Source organism: Nostoc sp. CCY 9925, from assembly GCF_963920935.1.
Taxonomy (GTDB): Bacteria; Cyanobacteriota; Cyanobacteriia; order Cyanobacteriales; family Nostocaceae; genus Nostoc.
Genome location: NZ_CAWUDO010000016.1, coordinates 60,548 through 78,857, shown reverse-complemented (window position 1 = coordinate 78,857; position 18,310 = coordinate 60,548). Strand labels below are relative to the sequence as shown.

The window sequence follows — 18,310 nt, the reverse complement described above, 5'->3', positions numbered from 1 at the left end:
GTCAAAGGCTTATTACTTCCTTTGATTACCACGGGATTAGCATCTCAGCTTTCCCCGTTTTTGCGAGGTTTTTAACGTGAGGCAAAATCAATTACCACACGGATTTAGCCCATAGCGAGCCAAACGATGTTCTAGCTCATTAGCATCAAGCTGAGGATAGCGTTCTTGCAACCATTGTTTTGCTGTGCCTTGGTTGTAAGCATTTAAAAAATCAACTTTTAATGCTTGTGTTGGTAACAAATCTATATTTGCTCTGGCTACAGCTTCACCAGCCCATTGAATCGCGCCTTCGCCACTATAATATTGCTTTTGAACAGCACCAATACATTCTTCTAATGTCGGTTTGCGGTGAAAAACTCTGGTATGGTTGGCCATCCTGAGTGCATCACGTTCTGGATCGATTCGCCAGTTGCCACTTTCATCTTGCTGCCATAAATTATCTTTGGCGGTGGCTGCTAGGCTGTCGTCAGCACTAAACTGACGCATCCCCGCACTGTTATGTGTGAGATAGCCGTCGCAGTAGAAACAATGAGCTTCATCGACTTCTATATCATAAGTCTGAACATGATCGTAACTGCCCAATCCTTTAACGGTGACGGGAATATCTAAGGAAATATCCGCCTCAGCAACGTAGCGTTCGTAATTAGCATCTACAGTGCGGGAACCTTGGAATCCCATCTCCCGCATTTCGCTGTAGGTGTAAGCTTCCCGCATAATTCCACCAGGAACGGTAAAACCATACATCTTTAGTCCTTGACGTAGTTCACCTTTAGCTGAGTGAAGCACAATCAGGGCATTGTAACGCTCTTTGAGTGCTGGAATTGTCAAGTTGTACTTGAGTTGCCAACTTGAATTTTGCGGATAAGTTGTAGTAAGCCTCCCAGCAATACCCAAGCTCGATAAAACTACACTAACTTGTCTGATAAATGACCGATAAACTGAGGTAATTAGGTGAGGAGGGCGGTTATTAACAGCGCCATCACTATCCATTAAGCCTGCTAGATATGCAGCCCGGATATCTATTGAACCCTGCAAAATAAAATTAGGAACTGCTAGGGCAACATTCGGCTGCTTGATGTAACGATAAAAATACTCAGCTAGGCGAATTGATGAACAGATGGACTTGGCCGTGTTTTCACCTTTGGTAATGCAATGAACAGCACTCAAGCCAAATAAAGCTAAGGCGGCATCTATTTTAGCTTGGATTCTAGTTGTAACTTCAGCATCGAGACTGTTCATTGACCACTCAACACGACCGTAAGGTTTATCGTATTTATTGCGACCAAGAGCTACATAACCATCACCGTGGGTAAACCCAATGAGCCAAGCTATTTCCGCAGTTAGTTCTGGAACAACAAAAGATTTGGCTGTGCGACTTTGGCAAGGAGGAAATTCCGTAAAATCAGCGGGTAGATGGGTAACTGTACCAGGTAGAACTTGCTTGTTGTGCAGTAAGCGATCGCCTGCCTCTAAACTAGCAATATGTTTCCAGACAATGCTGCCTTTAGCATCTGCCAACACTGCTTGTCTATGGTTTAGAGTTGCTCTAGGGTAAGTAGCATTAGTTTCAATTTCATAGACATCTTGAAATCCTTGGTCGAATTTATCAACAACTCGCCGGAATCCCAAAGGAGTCTGTACCAAGTCACCTACTTGTACATCACGGATAGGAACTAGACCTTTAGCTGTATGTACTAAAGCATCTTCAGGCAGACAACGCCGGATATTGCCTGCAACAATTGTCACAGCAGCTTGATCGATTAACAGACAACACTCAACTGAATTTAATTGTCGCCCTTTTGCTTTATTCAGGATGGATGCACAACGCTGATAAAGTCCAGGCAATTTCACAGGATTAGCAACGCCTCCAAAGCCGTTGAGAGTTTCTCCTGCTTTGCGGACATCGCTGATATCAACTAATACTTCAACATCCCCTGAAAAACTTTCGTTAGTGGAGAGTTCTAACAACGTTTGATATGATTCCACCCAGCCTTCACGGCTATCTCCAACGTGGATAGTAACCTTGTTGCCTTCTATATGTGTTTGTGTATATTCACGACGCCCAATTTTAACAGTACTACCAATTTCACCTTGTACAGTGATATTCAAGTGATTACGGATGGCGGGCAATTGGTTAATATATTGTGGTTCTAGCATCGCTCCAGTACCACAACCCATCATTGCCAAATCCATCATTAATCCGAAGGCACTCCAGTCTTCTAAATTAGTAGAAGTGCAATTATAAGCCCCGGAAAAATTCTTTGGCTTCCTAATCCAGTCTGTACCGCCAACCCATAACCAGCGACCACTGGGCATGGCTTTTAGATTGCGCTGCATCCGATCTAATATGGCAACTTCTTCTCTTGCGAGTTTGCCCAACTCGATTAAGCCCTGTAAAGTGCGATCGCATACCTCATCCCATGTTTCCCTCAACCCTGCCTTTGTACGGCGGCTATAGGTTCTAAAAAATACAGGATTAGCGGCGGGGGCAGTCTCTGGAAACCCTCCGCTCTGGCGTTTTCTTTCAAGCTTCTGAACCATAAATCAAGTCTTGTTGCGTGCGAACAGATTATGACTATACGCCAAGTAGATTTAGGATTAAAGATTGTCAAATTGTCCACTTTACGCTAGCGCTAGTTCGTAGTTATTGCAACAGAACTTTATGATATATAATATTCACCGCTCCTACGTAAAGGATTTCTACTAAGTTTTAATTAGTACAAATAAATCATCTCCCTTTATCGTAAAAAAAGGGTTTAAGACTCCTAACTCTACAGGTAGCCCCAGTTTCAGTCGGGGTTTAAATCCCCCGGAGTTGCTCCTCTTGGGGAGACCCCAAGACCGCACTCCTCTTCGTCTGAAATTGTCTTTAATGCGTGAATTTTGAATTTTGAATTGTTAACAGGTTACTATTTCAAAACGCAAACATCAGATTAAGAAATAGACACTGCAACTGGAACCGTAAAATGAAATTTACTACCCTGATTTTTCCCCAAAGACTCAGCCCAAATTTTCCCTCCTAAGTTATCAATAATCCGGCGACAAATCGCCAAACCAAGTCCTGCCCCACTTACAGTGCGTTGCAAAAATCCTTCTTCCTGATAAAAACGCTCAAAGATAGTTTCTAGTCGACTCGGTTCAATCCCTCGGCCTGTGTCTGCAATAGTGACTTTTAATACAGATGTTTTCTGGGTTTTTCCTAAAGCTGAGTCAACTTCTTCAGGATGCAAAAGGTCTGCACGAATGGTGACTTGTCCGCTATTGTCGGTAAACTTGCAGGCATTATCGAGTAACTTTGTTAAAACTTCAATCAGTCCTTCTCCATCTACCTGGATTGGCGGTAAGTAATGCGGCAATTCTACGACGATTTGAGGCAATGTCTGACGAGATTCGAGGCCGCTGAGGGCTAAATCTAGGTATTCTTGAAGGGATATTGGCTCGATTTGCCAGCGTACCAATCCGCCTTCTAAGCGAGATAAGGTAATAAAATCTTGGATTAGTTTACGTAACCGATCTGCATCGTCTAAAGCAGTTTGCAACATAGTCTGCTGCAACTCAAGCGGCATTTGTGGTTCTGTAATTAAACTTTCTAAGCAAACGCGGATGGTAGATAAAGGAGTACGCAGTTCATGGCCAACGATCGCGATCAAGTTACTTTGGGTGCGCTCCAAGTCTACCAGCTGACGATTCAAAGTTTCCAAGTTGCTATAAGCTAGTGCTTGCATCAAAGCAACTCCAACCTGTGTAGCGATCGCTTCTACTAAAGCTATATCATCCTCTGTCCACAAATGAGCCTCTGGCTGATGCAGTTCTAGCATTCCCAGCCAAGTCCCTTGATAGCAAATCGGTACCAACAAGCAAGCACGGATCTGCCAGCGCACCAATTGAGCTTTGAATTCTGGATGGGATTGTAAGCCAAAATCCTGGTTGATATCAGCAATAACTATAGTTTGCCATTGATTTTTGCCCTGAGTTTGACTTGGCATTAAAGCAGTTTGAAACAGCGGATGACTTGCCAATGACCAAACTTCGCCTTTGAAAGATGCTAATCTCGCAGGTGTTGACTCATAAGCAATTGGCTGTTTTTGACTATCTGATTGATATATATAAACTAGACATCGGCAATCGCTAAAAACTTGACTTAATTCTCTAACAGTAACTGTTAAAATCTCCTCTGGATTAAAAGAGTGGCGAATAGTAGTGGCGATCGCATTAATCAAACGCTCTTTTTGCTCTTTGCTAGCTATAGTACGATAAGCTTTCAGTAGCCTGTACTGACTAGCTTGTAGATATGTGAGTAAGCGGTTAGCAAATAGTCTGAAGTCAATTCCTAGTGTTTTATTTTTTGATTTTTGTACTTGGGATTGCCGCAAAAGTCGATAACGTTTATGCGCTTGCTGAATTTTAGGGGCAAGTTCTGGTCGATAAGTCAGAATCCGTTCTAATAATAGGCGGGCAGCTTGAATACTAACTTCGGGGTCAAATGTCCAAATTCCTTGAAATTCCCTTGCTTGGTCTAGAGATGCTGAATCTACTGGTGAAGCATGTTCTCGACAAATCAAGCAGGCTGAATATAGCTGACCAATCACAATCAAATGCCATTCCTGAGCTAATTCGTCATTAGGGGCAAAAGGGATGGTTGCATAAGGGGCTGAAACCATACCAAAATCACTCTCTGGTGCAGCTAATACATAAACCTGGTCTGTATGCTGAGCAATTTTTTCATAGCGAGGAATCTCCTGGCGATAAAAACGCTCCTGCTGAAAATTTGCAATCACTAGGGGTTGATCTGTCGCTGCCAGTACCAGGTCTTCTATTGCATGAGAAACAGCCGTCAACGAAGACTTGAAATAGATTTGAGGTTGTAGATCCGGTAGCACTTGGCACAAATCTTCCAACAAGGAATTGGAGACAGTCATTGGTAACTAGGTCGGTGATAATAAACGATTACTAACTCAAGTCGGGTCTGGGGCAGCATGGGCAGCTTGCTTGTTTCGAGGAGTACCGAAGTAATTTTTAATCTAAAATTGGCAGGATTAACTCGTCTTAATCAAATTTGGTTCCGGCAAAATGGCTCCTTTGAGGACGCAGTGATGCAGATCTATCTGTGTCAGGTTTACTTCGGTGAAATCAACGTAACTCAGATCGGTTTTAAACAAAATGGCTTTGGCAAGATTGGTATAACTCAGGTCTGTGTTGCTTAAGTTTGCTCCAGTCAGGTTTGCGCCACTGAGATTTGCCTTAGCTAAAAAAGCGCCACTAAGGTTGGCATAGCGCAAGTCTGCTCCAGCTAAGTTTGCACCACTAAGGTCTGCATCACGCAGATCTGCTAAGCGTAAATCTGCTTTTACAAGGTTTCCCTTATGTAAGTCTGCTTTGCTGAGAGTTGCTCGGATCAAATTAGCAGCCTTGAGGTTTGCCCAGATGAGGTTCGCTCCACTCAGGTCAGTTCTCCAGAGAGCCGCAGCAGTCAAATTTGCTTCAATCAAATTTGCTCCCCGCAGGTTAGCATGAGATAAAGTAGCATTAGCCAAGTTAGCTTTATCTAGATTGATTCCAGCTAGACAGACCTCGCTGAGGTTAGCCAAGTGCAAGCTTACCTGAGTAAAATTTCTCTCTCCTGCACAATAGCGCTTGAGTATTTGATCGGAATCCATACAGCCCGCCTTCAAAGTCTCCATTTCTCACCTGAAAATTTAAAGTATCCAATCGATAGATTGCTGGAAATATATCCGATCGCAATTTTGCGTTTTGCGGAAAGTTGAATCGCCCGCTTCCAGCAAGAGTACACTTGAGCCGAGTCCGCGATCGCCAACTCAACTTTCCAAGACAGCCAAATTATGGGAAAATCCCACAATCAAACGTAAAAAGGTCTCTTCCCCTAAGACACGATTAATTACCTGTCTACCCATTCCTTACTCCTTTTTTTAAGCTAAATTTTCGATTAAAAATGTTAATTAAAAAGCTATTAGATGGAATTTCAAACAATACTATTGATTCCAAGCTGTTATCTTAACTAGGCTTTTGAAAACTCGAGACGAAAATGAAAAACAGTTATACCAATTCCAAACATAACAAAGGCTTGGGAGTATGTATCTGCCGCATTCTTTTTTAAAATTGGTATTAGTTACTTTCAAAAGCGATCGTCCCAATTTTCTTAAGGTGGGCACTGTTTACCTTTCTCTGTTATGTTTTAGGTAGTGCCCACCCTACGCAACAACGACTAAGCTAGTACTCTATTTACGTACTAAGTTCAGGAGTTCTTTAGGAGAAGCTAACAAGTCAATCGCTACGAAGAAGATTTTGCCTTGGGGATCTATCAAAAACCGCCATGCAATGTTCATCCCTACACTCGCACCGAACCAGGGGGTTTGAACTTTGCCGGTCACTTTAACTTGGGTATAGCCATCTTCCACTGGCTCTGATACACCACGCTCTGGCATCATCTTCAATCCCTGGCATTCTTCACGCATATAAGCGCGGATTGCCTCTTGACCAACAATTGGTCTTTCAAAGGGAGGTTGCAGGGCACCTTCGGAGTTAAACAAAGCAACCGCACTGTCAAAGTCATTGGCATTCATGTTGTTGATGTAGCCAAGGACAGTAGGATTGTTGACGCCCTCAATTGTGACTTTAGTCCGAAATGCTTGTGCAATAGGGGGAGCCACAGGCTCTGAGACTTTTTTGTAACTACCAGGAGCGTTCGGGTCAAATCCCATACTGACTACGGTATTCCGTAGGATGGTGATTTGTTGACCTGGATCGGCCTCTCGGATTGCTTGCAGCACTTGAGCAGCTTTAGAAGAAAGCTTGTAACCCGGTGGTATGGGAGCGACAATTCCCTGAGCCATCCATTCTCCCAACTGATACCAGAAGCCTAATTTGATGTTTACGGTGAACGATGCATAGGAACGGCAGATGGGAGTATCAGCACGATTGGCCAAATCATACATCACTTGGGTTTGAGCATCAAAAGGCATCTGCTTAATTTGTTCCAAAAGCCCTTGGGCGAGGATCATGTTTGCAGCCCCTGGAGCAGCAACCGTAATCGATTTACCCATTTCGGTGTAGGCAAACCAAAGTAACGCTAGTTGATCTTCAGCGTTGAGCTGATTAAAAGATTCAATCAGAGATGGAACAATGTCAGCAACTAGAGTGCCGGGAAAAATACTTTGAGCCGACTGGAGGGTAAAAGACATAGCAGAAATTCCAAAAAGAAAATTACAGTTCTATCAAATGTGCAAACAAGGAAAATGCCTTGATCTGCTAGCAAAGCTACTGAACACTAGCGACGACATAGTTACAGTTGCGATCGCTCTAAGGCAGAGCTATCACTTCCGTTGTCTTAGATACTTGAATTTGAATCAGAAAGAATTGCTCAAATTTCAGGCATTTTTGAGCTTTATGTCTTTATGTAAAGAAATATAACAATATTGTTACAAATAAGCAATACTTTCTCAGTTAGGACTTAATAAGTTTTATCTATAAAATAGATAAGTTTTACTTAAGTAAATTAGACGCAATCAAGAATTGTCTGCGATATCTAAGTCCGTATTTACCTACAAGAGCGATCGCAATCCAGCTTTCACCAGTAGCACTCCTCGATCAATCCCAAATAACCTACCTGACTTGAAAGGGGTATAGGGGTTTAGGGGAAAAGACCACTTTCATATTTGGTGGTCAAACTTGCTTCATCGGGACTGCTTAGTACGGTTTTTACTACCTTTATTGGTGTGTCAAGTTTTTGTAAAAAACATTTATATTAATATGTGTTTATTTACAAATTCCCAAAAACAACAATAATGATAGGTATAGGCTTCAGCATTAACGAGCAGGGTTCAATACTTGTCGGGTTTTGGGGAAAAGGGGAAGGTGGGGCCCCCTCTGGGGATAAGGGGCGGGGGAAAAGGGAAAGAAAAAACCTTTAACCCTTACCCTTTAACCTTTTCCCCAAACCAAATTCTGAGTTCAAAATGCACAAACCGAGTAGTATTGGAGCAGGGTTAACTCAACAGATTTGCTATTGAGTCGAAAGTTTTGTGGATGAAATTCTAGGGGCTTGGTGTACGGAATATACTGAAAAACTCAACGAGCATTTGGCAATGAATGGTATTGTCTTACTCATAGCCCTAGAAGTTTTTACCGAAATAGCTGAGTTTTATGGCTAACAAGCCTTAAAGAGACTTCAAATTTACGAATTTTCCTCAATTGACGAATAAAACCACTTAGAGGCATAACTATGAAAACTGATTCTCAGCATCAAAAAGTTTGTTGCTGTTGCTTATTGTCTGTAGCAACTTCCACTGAAGTCTTGAGTTTCGATACTCAGATTGATTTGATTTATTAAATTTATGTAAAAGTTTATGTTACCTTTGGAAAAAAATTAATGTTAATTGGATTTATAAATCTTCCCAATTTATCGCGTTATTGTGGATATGTAGGTTTAGAAGTGGCAGAAATTGTTGTCAAATACCTTGCTGTTCAGAGTAAAACTTATGTAATTCAAAATAGAAGAATACTAATATATCAACTTTTAAAGTCTGGTCTAGATTCTCATACAGCTAATAGAACAATTACTGTATTGATATCAAGTCCAATCTTACAATCAACCAACAAAAATCAGTGTGCCATTCATGAGTGCTGAGTAACGGAGCGGGAAGAGCAGAGGGGATGAGGGGGATAGGGGGAGATGGACAGACAAGGCAAATAACTCCTCACTGGAGGCGGAGCGTCTCCGGCTTTGCTCTTAACTCCTAACTCTTCTGTCAATAATCAAAGCTTCGATTTCGCTCAGGGTCAAGGCTAGGCGAAGTCCAAGGGTCACCACTCCCAATGCGAAATGCTCAAATTTAACGCAAACAACGAATCGCTTCTAATAGGCCTCTAGCTTTATTCAGGGTTTCTTCGTATTCTTTCTCAGGTTCAGAATCAGCTACTAAACCTGCACCAGCTTGCACACTGACGGTGTCATTATGCACTACCATTGTGCGAATTGCTATAGCACTATTTAATTGTCCTTCAAAATCATAATATCCGTAAACACCAGAATAAACACCCCGACGACTAGGCTCTAATTCGTGGATAATTTCCATTGCCCTAATCTTAGGTGCGCCGCTGACTGTGCCTGCGGGGAAACAGGCTTTGAGTAAATCCCATGCTGTTTTATCAGATGCTAATTTACCCACAACATTGCTAACAATGTGCATTACATGGGAGTAGCGTTCAACTACCATTAACTCATCAACTTTGACGCTACCACTTTGACAAACACGCCCTAAATCGTTTCGTCCTAAATCAACAAGCATCACATGTTCGGCAATTTCCTTAGGATCTTGCAGTAAATCCTCAGCAAAAGATGTATCTTCCTGGGTGGTTTTGCCCCGTGGACGCGTCCCTGCGATTGGACGTAGAGTTGCGATCGCTCCACCATTTGGATCGGTTTCGGCTTTCACCATCACTTCGGGACTGGAACCGATGATTTGCCAATCTTGGAAGTGAAAATAAGCCATGTAAGGCGAAGGATTTATTTGACGTAGAGAACGGTAAAGAGCAAAGGGGTCACCTGTGTATGTTGTTGATAATCGCTGGGAAATAACTACTTGGAAGATGTCACCAGCTTTAATATATTCTTTTGCCTTTTGGACGCTTGCACAAAAATCAGGGCGGGTAAAGTTACTCTGATACTCGTCTAACCCTCTGCTACCCTGGTTACTGAGTGCACTTGTGCTGAGCGGCGTCGAAGTAGTCGAAGTCTGCTCCTGTGCCCCGCTGCTTCCTGGCGGCTTCCATTCCAATCTAGTTTTTTGGGGTGATAGAGGGAGAGATAGCTTTTCGAGCATTTGGGTAACGCGATCGCAAGCTTTTTGATATGCTGCTTTGAAATCAACTTGCGGGTCGCGTAAATCAGCATAGGCGACCGCCCAAATTTTCCGCTTTACCTGGTCAAAAATCAACAGGTGGTCTACCTGCATCCACAATCCATCAGGGATATTTCGCTCATCTTGTGGATGAATTGGTACACGTGGTTCAATCCAGCGAATTAATTCATAACCCCAAAACCCAAACAAACCACCAATTCCTGGCGGTAGCTGGGGCAATTTAACTGGGTGATAAGGTTCTAGACATTGAGCTAAAGCTGTAAAAGGGTCGCCTGCAAAAATCACCTGCGAACCATCGCGGTTAATTTGAGTCGTGCGATCGCCTCTTGCTTCCAAGACCCATAGCGGATCGCAACCCACTAAACTATAGCGCCCGAGTTTTTCTCCACCTTCTATGGATTCCAATAAAAAGCTATACGGCTGACCTGCACAAACTTTATACCAAGCAGATACTGGCGTATCTAAGTCTGCCACCCATTCCTGATATACCGGAACGAAGTTGCCTTGTACAGCTAGCTGGGAAAATTCAGAAAAATCGGGGAATACCATAAATAGCTAGGGGGTTGGGGATTAGGGGTTGGGGATTGGGCATAGGGCATGGGGCATGGGGGAGCCACTGCCTTGGGCGGGTTTCCCGACTTGAAGCAAGTGGCGTCATAGGGCATGGGGGAGCCACTGCGTTGGGCGGGTTTCCCGACTTGAAGCAAGTGGCGTCATAGGGCATTGGTTATTCGTTTTATTTCCCCATCTCCCTCATCTTCCGGTCGGTGAGCGAAGCCGAACCGCATCTCCCTAGTCCCCAATCCCCAGTCCCTAATCCCCAGTCCTTAGTCCCTAAGCATCGTAGGTAGCTTTACCACTGAACTTGAGTTGTGCTGGATTGGGGTTTTGCCCAATGCTGCGTGCGACGAAACGAACTTTTTCACGGCCTTCATTCACTTTTTCGGGGAAGACGCCATCGGCTGGGTGAATTGCAGTGGTTTCTCCGTTGGGTAAAATCCGGTAAATTTTGTAGTCTGTAATCTTAAATTTCCGGAGTTGACCACCTAAAGCGATGCCTTGTTCTTTACGGGCCAAGTACAGCAGGTTTTCGCCTTTGACCATAGTGGCAGCACCACCTGTAGGCAATTCAAATACTTGGTCTTTCGGGCTAGTCCAGGTGATAGCGTACTTTTCTTCCACTTCTGCTTTAGAAAGCAAGCCACCAGTGTTGCCAGCAAATCGTGGCGTTTGTCCAGAGAGTGTTTCAGCCATAAAGTGTTCTCTCAACGTTTTTAGGGCATACTAACATCGTAATTACGATCATATTGCGATCGCGTCATAGACTGTAACAGTTTTTAGTGATTGGTCATTTGTCATTTGTCATTTGTTTTTCTTTGCGTCCCCGTGTCCCCACGTCTCCCCATCTCCCCATCTTTCCATATCTACTTAGTCTTGACTTTCGTCCGCTTTTCCTCTTGGCTACTCTGAACAATTGGGATGGTGAAGTGAAACTCACTCCCCTGGTCTTTGCCATCTGACTTCGCCCAAATTTCTCCACCCCAGCCATTGACAATTTGACGACAAATTGCTAGTCCAAGTCCAGTACCGCCAGTGGTGCGTCGGAGCGCTCCTTCTTCTTGATAAAAACGGTCAAAAACGACTTCTAAGCGATTCGGTTCGATGCCGCGTCCTGTGTCAGCCACAGTGACCTCGACCATTTGATGGCTGTTGCGAATCGCGTTAATGGTGATTTCTCCTTGGGCTGGCGTAAATTTACAAGCGTTGTCTATGAGTTTTGCTAGTACTTCTACCAGCCAGTCACCATCAGCTCTGACCAAAGGTAGGTTTTGGGGAATTTGAGTTTGGATTTGGGGGGGCTTTTCTGTTGAAGAACGGCTGCGAAGGCGGCTGAGCGCTAAATCTACACACTCTTGTAAAGTTAGGGATTCTGGATGCCATTCCACGCGACCGCTTTCTAAGTTGGAAAGTGTGAGGAAATCTTGCACGAGTTTCCGCATTCGTTCTGAGTCGGCAAGAGCAGTGTTGAGCATGACTTGTTGCAATTCCAAGGGCATGTCTGGCTCGCTAGCCAGACTTTCTAGGCACACTTGAATAGTGGATAGGGGGGTACGAAGTTCGTGTCCGGTAATGGCTATGAGGTTGCTGCGGGTGCGGTCTAGTGCTTCTAGCTGCTGATTGAGTTCTTCTAGGTTGGCGTAAGCTTCGGCTTGGATGAGAGCTGCACCCACTTGGGTGGCGATCGCTTTGACCAAATCCAATTCCCCTGGTTGACACTCGTGCGGTGGCATCTGGCAGTAGTGTAATTCAACAATCCCCAATAATCGTCCTTGATAGAATACTGGTTCCATCAGCCAAGAACGAATGGCAAACTTTTTGGCAATCAAGGAAAGTCCCGCCGAATTCGTAACACGAGGATCGCTGAGTGTATCGCTGATACAAACTCCTTCGCCTTGTTGCACAATGTCTCGAAATAGGGAATTTTTCTCTAATTCCCAAGTTTGTCCGCGAATTGATAAAACACCAGCAGTCAAAAATTCATGTTCAATGATCGCTTGCTTATCTGTCGCTTGAGCGCGGTAAATTAGACAGCGACAAGCATTTAGGTGTTGCCCTAACTCTTGTGCTGCTATTTGGAGAACTTCATGAGGATCGAGCGATCGCCGAATGGCAGTACTAATGGTATTGACTAATCGTTCTTTTCGTGCTTGTGCAGTAATTGAACGGTAGGCTTTGTGCAATTTGTACTGACTAGCTTGTAAGTAAGTCACCAAGCGTTGCACAAAAGGATCTGTGTCAATGTCACAAGCATATTCGTTGATCTGTTCTGCTCCAAAGTAGCTTCTTGTCTCCCCAATACCAAATCTCTGACGTGCCTGCTCAATTTTGCTTGCCAGTTCTGGTCTGTAGACCAAAATCCTATCTAACAGCAATTCGGCGGCTTTGAGACTAACTCCTCTTTCTGATGTCCAAATCCCCTCAAATCTTCGCGCTGTGTCCATATCTAGATTGGGGCTTTGCTCTGGTAGTTGCTTGTTTTTAGCAATAGAACCGAGGTTTTCCCGGCAAACCAAACAAGTCGCATAACTGTCAGCAATTACAACCAAATGCCACTCTTGACTTAACCCATCCTCTGGCTCAAAAGCTACCTTTTCGTAGTGTTCCGAACTGTTAGCGAAATCAGTTTCCGGAGCCGACAATACGTATATTTGATTACTTCGCAAGGCAAGTCGCTGGTAGCGATGAGCTTCTTGGCGGTAGAATCGCTCTCGCTGGAAACTAGCAATTACAAGGGGTTGAGCTAAAGTCGCAGCCAAAACTTGATCTTCCATCGCGTGGGAGAGCGCCGTTAATGAAGCCTTAAAATATAGCTGGGGCCGCAAGTAGGGTAGGAACTTTAGCAGATCACTCAGCACAGAAGTCGAAATGCTCATGAATTATCGTTAAACGCCCAATCTCAACAAGATCCACGTCACAGCTGCATTGTACAAATTCCAAAGGACTCTCAAGTTAAATAGACAGTTTCGATATGTAAAGAACGCTAAAAAGCACTTTTGGCTTAGGCAAATGCAACACTTTGTTACCAATTAGCAGGAGTGCGTGCAGTTTCATTTACAAAATTTAACTGGTCGTGGGGATAGCGCTCCGTTACTGGGGACTGGGGACTGGAGAGCGGAGGGGCAAAGGGGCAAAGGGGCAAAGGGGCAGGGGAGTGGAGTTCAAAGGCTCATTAATGGAGTTCAAAGGCTCATTCACAAGTATTAAAGACTCATTAATGGAGTTCAAAGACTCATTAATGGAGTTCAAAGGCTCATTAATGGAGTTCAAAGACTCATTAATGGAGTTCAAAGACTCATCTCCCATGCCCAATGCCCAATGCCCAATGCCTAATTGTGATGTTTTAAATGATAAACCACTAAGCCCAATATACATTCTCGATCGCATTTGTCATCACCGAACAAGGCAAAAGTAAAAAATTGAAAGGTGAGTTACTGTGCTATTGGGAACAGGGAATAGGCAATAGGCTTAAAAATCTCTATTACCGTCTTCAAAGGGCGATCGCCTCTCGAAATTTATTCACAATTATTCATTTCTGTCAAGATTACTTCAGCAAATTTTATATAGGACTAGTATTTGATTGTGTGAAAAAAGTCAGCACACGTTGACCGTCTTTTTTACTATTGCCTATTGCCTGCCTATTGCGCTTGCGCTGGGCTTCTATGCGAGACGCTTCTCTACGAGAGGCTTTGCCAACGCGAACGCGCACCACACAAGTTATTTATCCGAATCAAATCGGATTCCTATATGGTGCAGTAACTATTGGTGATGTTTGACGATTTGGCATACTTGATATTAAAGCACAACACATTACTGAGAACATTACTATTTATTCGTTACCTGATGATTTAGAAATATTGATGAGTATTTTAGTCGGAATTGTTGAATACAGTCACTTCCAGCAGAATTCAAGTTACTTAACTACACAAGCTAAATCGCAAACCCAGGTATCAACCCTGTTTTACTTCTGAATTGTGCTATATTTTGAAATTTTCCTACTATCTTCTTTGAGGATGTATTGCACGGAATCGAGAACAGCTATAAATAATACGATCGCAAAAATATAGACCTGTACGCGGAACTTTGCCTAATGACACCAGATGCACTCATGACCCCGGAAAAAATTTTAGTAGATGGAAAAACTTTTATTGCTGCCGATCAATTACCTATTCCAGAGTGGCCTTGTGTTGTCAGTGAAAGACCACAGCCGACACTGACCATTAAAGATGATGATTTATTTTTGGTCACAGATACTATGGGGAACATTTCTGGCTGTTCCCTCAATGATGGAAATCCCAGCATGGGGCTGTTTTGCTGTGATACGCGATTTATCAATCGTTTAGAGTTGCAAATTGAAGGGCGATCGCCTGTACTCTTGAGTAGTACTGCTGAAAAAGGGTTTTCACTCTCAGTGTTGTGTACCAACCCCAGAATCGACGAACGCCTCAGAGCCGACACTGTGGGAATTCGCCGGGAAATGGTACTGAATGGAGCACTATTTGAAGAAATAGAGGTATCTAACTACAGCACAACCACCATCAGTTTTGAACTCAGCATCAGCTTTGACGCGGATTTTGTTGATTTATTTGAAGTCCGGGGTTACGGGAGAGAAAAACAGGGTAGGCTTTTACGCCTAGTGGAACCAACGGCTGAAGAAGGAACATTTTCTCTGGTGTATGGTCTTTCACCTGTAACCAAAGAGCCATCTGCCTCTAGGGAAAAATCTTTAACACTCGCCTATCAGGGTCTGGATGGCTCGGTGATGGAATCCCGTCTTCTATTCCAGCATCGACAACCAGACTATTTTAAAGGTTACACTGCCGTTTGGCAGCTAGAGTTGGCTTCTCACCAAACCCAAAAACTTGGCTATCGGGTGAACATGGTGACCAACAATAAGTCCACTTCAACTGTCAGCGCCCCTGCCACGCTAGGACAGGCGAAGGCTGCCGAGTGCATGGAAGAACAACATTGGGTACAACAAATTACACGTATTAGCTCCGATAAGAGCATCTTCAACCGAGTGATTGAGCGGGCTGAGGAAGATATGTATTTGTTGCGCCAGTCTTTTGGCAAGTATAAAACTGTTTCCGCCGGAGTTCCGTGGTTTTCTACATTATTTGGCCGGGATTCGTTGATTACAGCCTCCCAAACTCTGATGTTAAACTCGCAAATCGCCAAAGAAACCCTGATACTACTTGCCACATACCAAGGTAAAACCGACGATGAATGGCGAGAAGAAGAACCGGGTAAGATTTTGCACGAGTTACGTTTGGGGGAAATGGCTCGGTGTCAAGAAATTCCCCATACACCCTACTACGGTACAGTTGATGCCACTCCCCTATGGCTGATGCTGTATGCCGAATATTATGCTTGGACTCACGACCAAGAACTCCTAGAGCTACTTTGGCCGAATGCTCTAGCAGCAATGGAGTGGATCGATCGCAATACTAAAGAAACTAGCTACCTGAGCTACTACTGTAGATCTAAACGCGGTCTTGCTAACCAAGGTTGGAAAGATTCCGGTGATTGTATGGTTGACCACAAGGGAGAACTAGCCAATGGCCCCATAGCTCTGTGTGAAGTCCAAGCTTACGTCTTTGCGGCAAAAATGCGGTTAGCAGAAATAGCCAGGATGAAGAAGCGCCTTGATTTGGCAGACCGTTGGCAAGAAGAGGCGAGAAATCTCAAGGTGCGTTTTAATCGAGATTTTTGGATGGAAGACCAGGATTTCTGCGCTTTGGCTTTGGATGGAGATGGTAAGCGAGTAGATAGTATTACCTCAAATCCCGGTCATTGTCTGCATTTGGGGATTTTCACACACGAAAAAGCCTACAGTGTGGCAGAACGCTTGCGGGCACCAGATATGTTTAACGGTTGGGGCATTCGTACCCTGAGTAGTTTGTCACCTGCTTATAATCCAATGGGCTATCACATTGGTTCGGTCTGGCCGCATGATAACGCTTTGATTGCAATGGGATTGCGATCGCTCGGCCTCATTGATCAAGCTTTGGAAATTTTCCAAGGTTTATTTGACATGACTAGTCAGCAATCATATCAACGTCCTCCAGAACTTTTCTGCGGCTACGAACGTAACGGTGATAATGCGCCTGTCCACTATCCAGTTGCCTGCACTCCCCAAGCTTGGGCTACTGGGAGTATCTTTCAACTACTACAAATGATGGTTAACTTGGTGCCTGATGCCCAAAATAACTGTTTGCGAATAATCGACCCGGCTTTACCAGAATCAATTAATCGCTTATCCTTTCACAATTTACAAGTTGGTACTACCATTCTCGATTTAGAATTCGAGCGTTCCGGTGGTACAACTGCTTGTCGCGTTGCCAAAAAACGCGGTAACCTGCGGGTAGTTATTGAAGCATAGCAAGGGAGTCGGGAGTGGGAAATTTACCACTCCCTATTTTATGTTGAGTGCGATCGCTTGCCAATGCAGTTCTAAATAAGAGATTACAGGTTATTTCATCCTACAAAACTCGCTGTGTTGGCAAATAGCAACTCCCAGCTATATACCAAGCGTAGTGTATCAGAAATATGCGGAAGCGATCGCCAATAAAATAAACCTTCGTTGGGTGGTTTCCACGTTAACACCCCACTAAGGTTTGTCCTAAATCTTTAACTCTTAATTCCTAACTCTGGTAATTTGAGATTTGCAATTTTCCCTAACAATCCAAAATTCCAAATCCAAAAAATCTTTCCTAACTTTCTTTTATGCTTCTTCAGAATTGTCTCTCTTATGCCCTGGAGATGCTTCATAAAGCGCATCCAGATGTTGGCGAGCATCTTCAACGTTAATCGAACGCATTACCAATAATGGCTCTTTAATTAAGTTACCCGCGTTATCTAATAACTCTGGATGAGGTACAAACTGTTTTCTTGATGCGTAATAACCAAAGCTACCTCTATCGCCCATTGGCGAAGCATTCGTTGGGTAGGTTCGCTCCCGATCAAAACTGAACATAATCAGGTTACGAATTAAGTTACCAACAGCTATAAATGCAAGGATTGTAAAAGCAAAGATGTAAAGCAGGTGTAACATTGGATTTTCCTCCAGGGCAGCAATTTTTAAAAGTTTATTTTGTAACGTTTTGTTTCGCCGACGCTGTGGCTCACATTTAAGCTCACAGTGAGGGGAAATATTTAACGCACTTTTTGTGCGCTTGCATTGATATGGAGCGATCTGTCAACCGTTATTCCACTTACGGTAACATAGGATACATTATTTTGTTAATCGAAACAAACTTAAGATAATGTTAAGAATTTTGTACTATTTGTTTAACGACTAAATTATGTCGCCTTGGAATTGTTAAGCTGTCTGCGGTATCGAACTTTCGGTGATGCTGTTTAGACTTCAGGTGCTTGACGAAAGCGCATTGCCACATTCCAACATTCTGTTACTAATTGATGCCAAGGCATTAAGGTTGCCATATCAATTCCGACTTGTCCGTCAGTAGCAGCAAATAGCATTTTTGCAGTGTTTAGTTCTTCTTGCGCTTGTTTAACGCGTAAAAGCAAGTCAGATTGCTCTTGGTTGCTCATAAATGAGAGTTTTTCGGTTTCGAGTAAGTCGCGCGATCGCGTAAACCAATACTGAAAATCGTCCAGCAGGGGTTCTAAAACCGTTTTCAGCAACTGAGTCCCTGGTACATTTGAGTCTCGCATAAATTAGAAGAATATTTCCAACTTTCTTACTAATATTAACGTTATTTACTATTCTTAACAATTATCTTATTTCTCTCACACACAATAAATTCAAAAAAACAATAATCTGTAACAAAAAGCACACTTTTAATTATATATTTTTGCTAATCGGTTTGTACAGCTCCTTTGGAAAGGTGTCTATAGGTATAGATAGGGCT

Annotated in this window: 12 protein-coding genes; 2 read left to right on the top strand and 10 right to left on the bottom strand. The window is 43.4% G+C overall.

The genetic code is table 11. The annotated features are described in order from the left end of the window. Positions 1–87 precede the first annotated feature (87 nt). From ACM0OY_RS11335 to ACM0OY_RS11320, 4 genes are all read right to left on the bottom strand, one after another. A complete protein-coding gene (locus ACM0OY_RS11335; protein ID WP_414568953.1) occupies positions 88–2,541 on the bottom strand; it encodes an LAGLIDADG family homing endonuclease in 2,454 nt (817 codons plus the stop codon). Between the two features lie 392 nt (positions 2,542–2,933). Continuing rightward, positions 2,934–4,919 carry a DICT sensory domain-containing protein gene (locus ACM0OY_RS11330; protein ID WP_414568952.1) on the bottom strand — a complete coding sequence of 662 codons (1,986 nt, stop codon included), beginning with the start codon at positions 4,917–4,919 and terminating at the stop codon, positions 2,934–2,936. 117 nt (positions 4,920–5,036) lie between these two features. Continuing rightward, positions 5,037–5,657 carry a pentapeptide repeat-containing protein gene (locus ACM0OY_RS11325; protein ID WP_414568951.1) on the bottom strand — a complete coding sequence of 207 codons (621 nt, stop codon included), beginning with the start codon at positions 5,655–5,657 and terminating at the stop codon, positions 5,037–5,039. Positions 5,658–6,236: 579 nt separating this feature from the next. Continuing rightward, entirely contained in the window at positions 6,237–7,199 is a 963-nt protein-coding gene (locus ACM0OY_RS11320; RefSeq protein WP_414568950.1) for an orange carotenoid protein N-terminal domain-containing protein, read from the bottom strand. A gap of 840 nt (positions 7,200–8,039) precedes the next feature. Here ACM0OY_RS11320 and ACM0OY_RS11315 point away from each other — a divergent pair. Further along, positions 8,040–8,168, top strand: a complete 129-nt coding sequence (locus ACM0OY_RS11315) for a hypothetical protein (protein WP_414568949.1) — start codon at positions 8,040–8,042, stop codon at positions 8,166–8,168. A gap of 681 nt (positions 8,169–8,849) precedes the next feature. Here ACM0OY_RS11315 and trpE read toward each other — a convergent pair. From trpE to ACM0OY_RS11300, 3 genes are all read right to left on the bottom strand, one after another. Further along, complete coding sequence (gene trpE, locus ACM0OY_RS11310; RefSeq protein ID WP_414568948.1) at positions 8,850–10,427, bottom strand: anthranilate synthase component I; 1,578 nt, start codon at positions 10,425–10,427, stop codon at positions 8,850–8,852. Between the two features lie 285 nt (positions 10,428–10,712). Further along, entirely contained in the window at positions 10,713–11,132 is a 420-nt protein-coding gene (locus ACM0OY_RS11305; RefSeq protein ID WP_414568947.1) for a photosystem I reaction center subunit II PsaD, read from the bottom strand. Positions 11,133–11,302: 170 nt separating this feature from the next. Continuing rightward, complete coding sequence (locus tag ACM0OY_RS11300) at positions 11,303–13,312, bottom strand: DICT sensory domain-containing protein (protein ID WP_414568946.1); 2,010 nt, start codon at positions 13,310–13,312, stop codon at positions 11,303–11,305. Between the two features lie 1,214 nt (positions 13,313–14,526). Between ACM0OY_RS11300 and ACM0OY_RS11295 the strand changes: the two genes are divergently transcribed. Further along, positions 14,527–16,818 (top strand): glycogen debranching N-terminal domain-containing protein, encoded by a 2,292-nt coding sequence (locus ACM0OY_RS11295; protein WP_414568945.1) that lies wholly within the window; start codon positions 14,527–14,529, stop codon positions 16,816–16,818. Between the two features lie 95 nt (positions 16,819–16,913). Here ACM0OY_RS11295 and ACM0OY_RS11290 read toward each other — a convergent pair whose 3' ends face one another. From ACM0OY_RS11290 to ACM0OY_RS11280, 3 genes are all read right to left on the bottom strand, one after another. Beyond that, a complete protein-coding gene (locus ACM0OY_RS11290; protein ID WP_414568944.1) occupies positions 16,914–17,042 on the bottom strand; it encodes a hypothetical protein in 129 nt (42 codons plus the stop codon). 118 nt (positions 17,043–17,160) lie between these two features. Next, positions 17,161–17,490: a DUF2973 domain-containing protein gene (locus ACM0OY_RS11285; protein WP_414568943.1), complete on the bottom strand. Its 330-nt coding sequence runs from the start codon at positions 17,488–17,490 to the stop codon at positions 17,161–17,163. A 305-nt stretch (positions 17,491–17,795) separates the two neighbouring features. Then, positions 17,796–18,113 carry a DUF2605 domain-containing protein gene (locus tag ACM0OY_RS11280; RefSeq protein WP_414568942.1) on the bottom strand — a complete coding sequence of 106 codons (318 nt, stop codon included), beginning with the start codon at positions 18,111–18,113 and terminating at the stop codon, positions 17,796–17,798. Positions 18,114–18,310 lie beyond the last annotated feature (197 nt).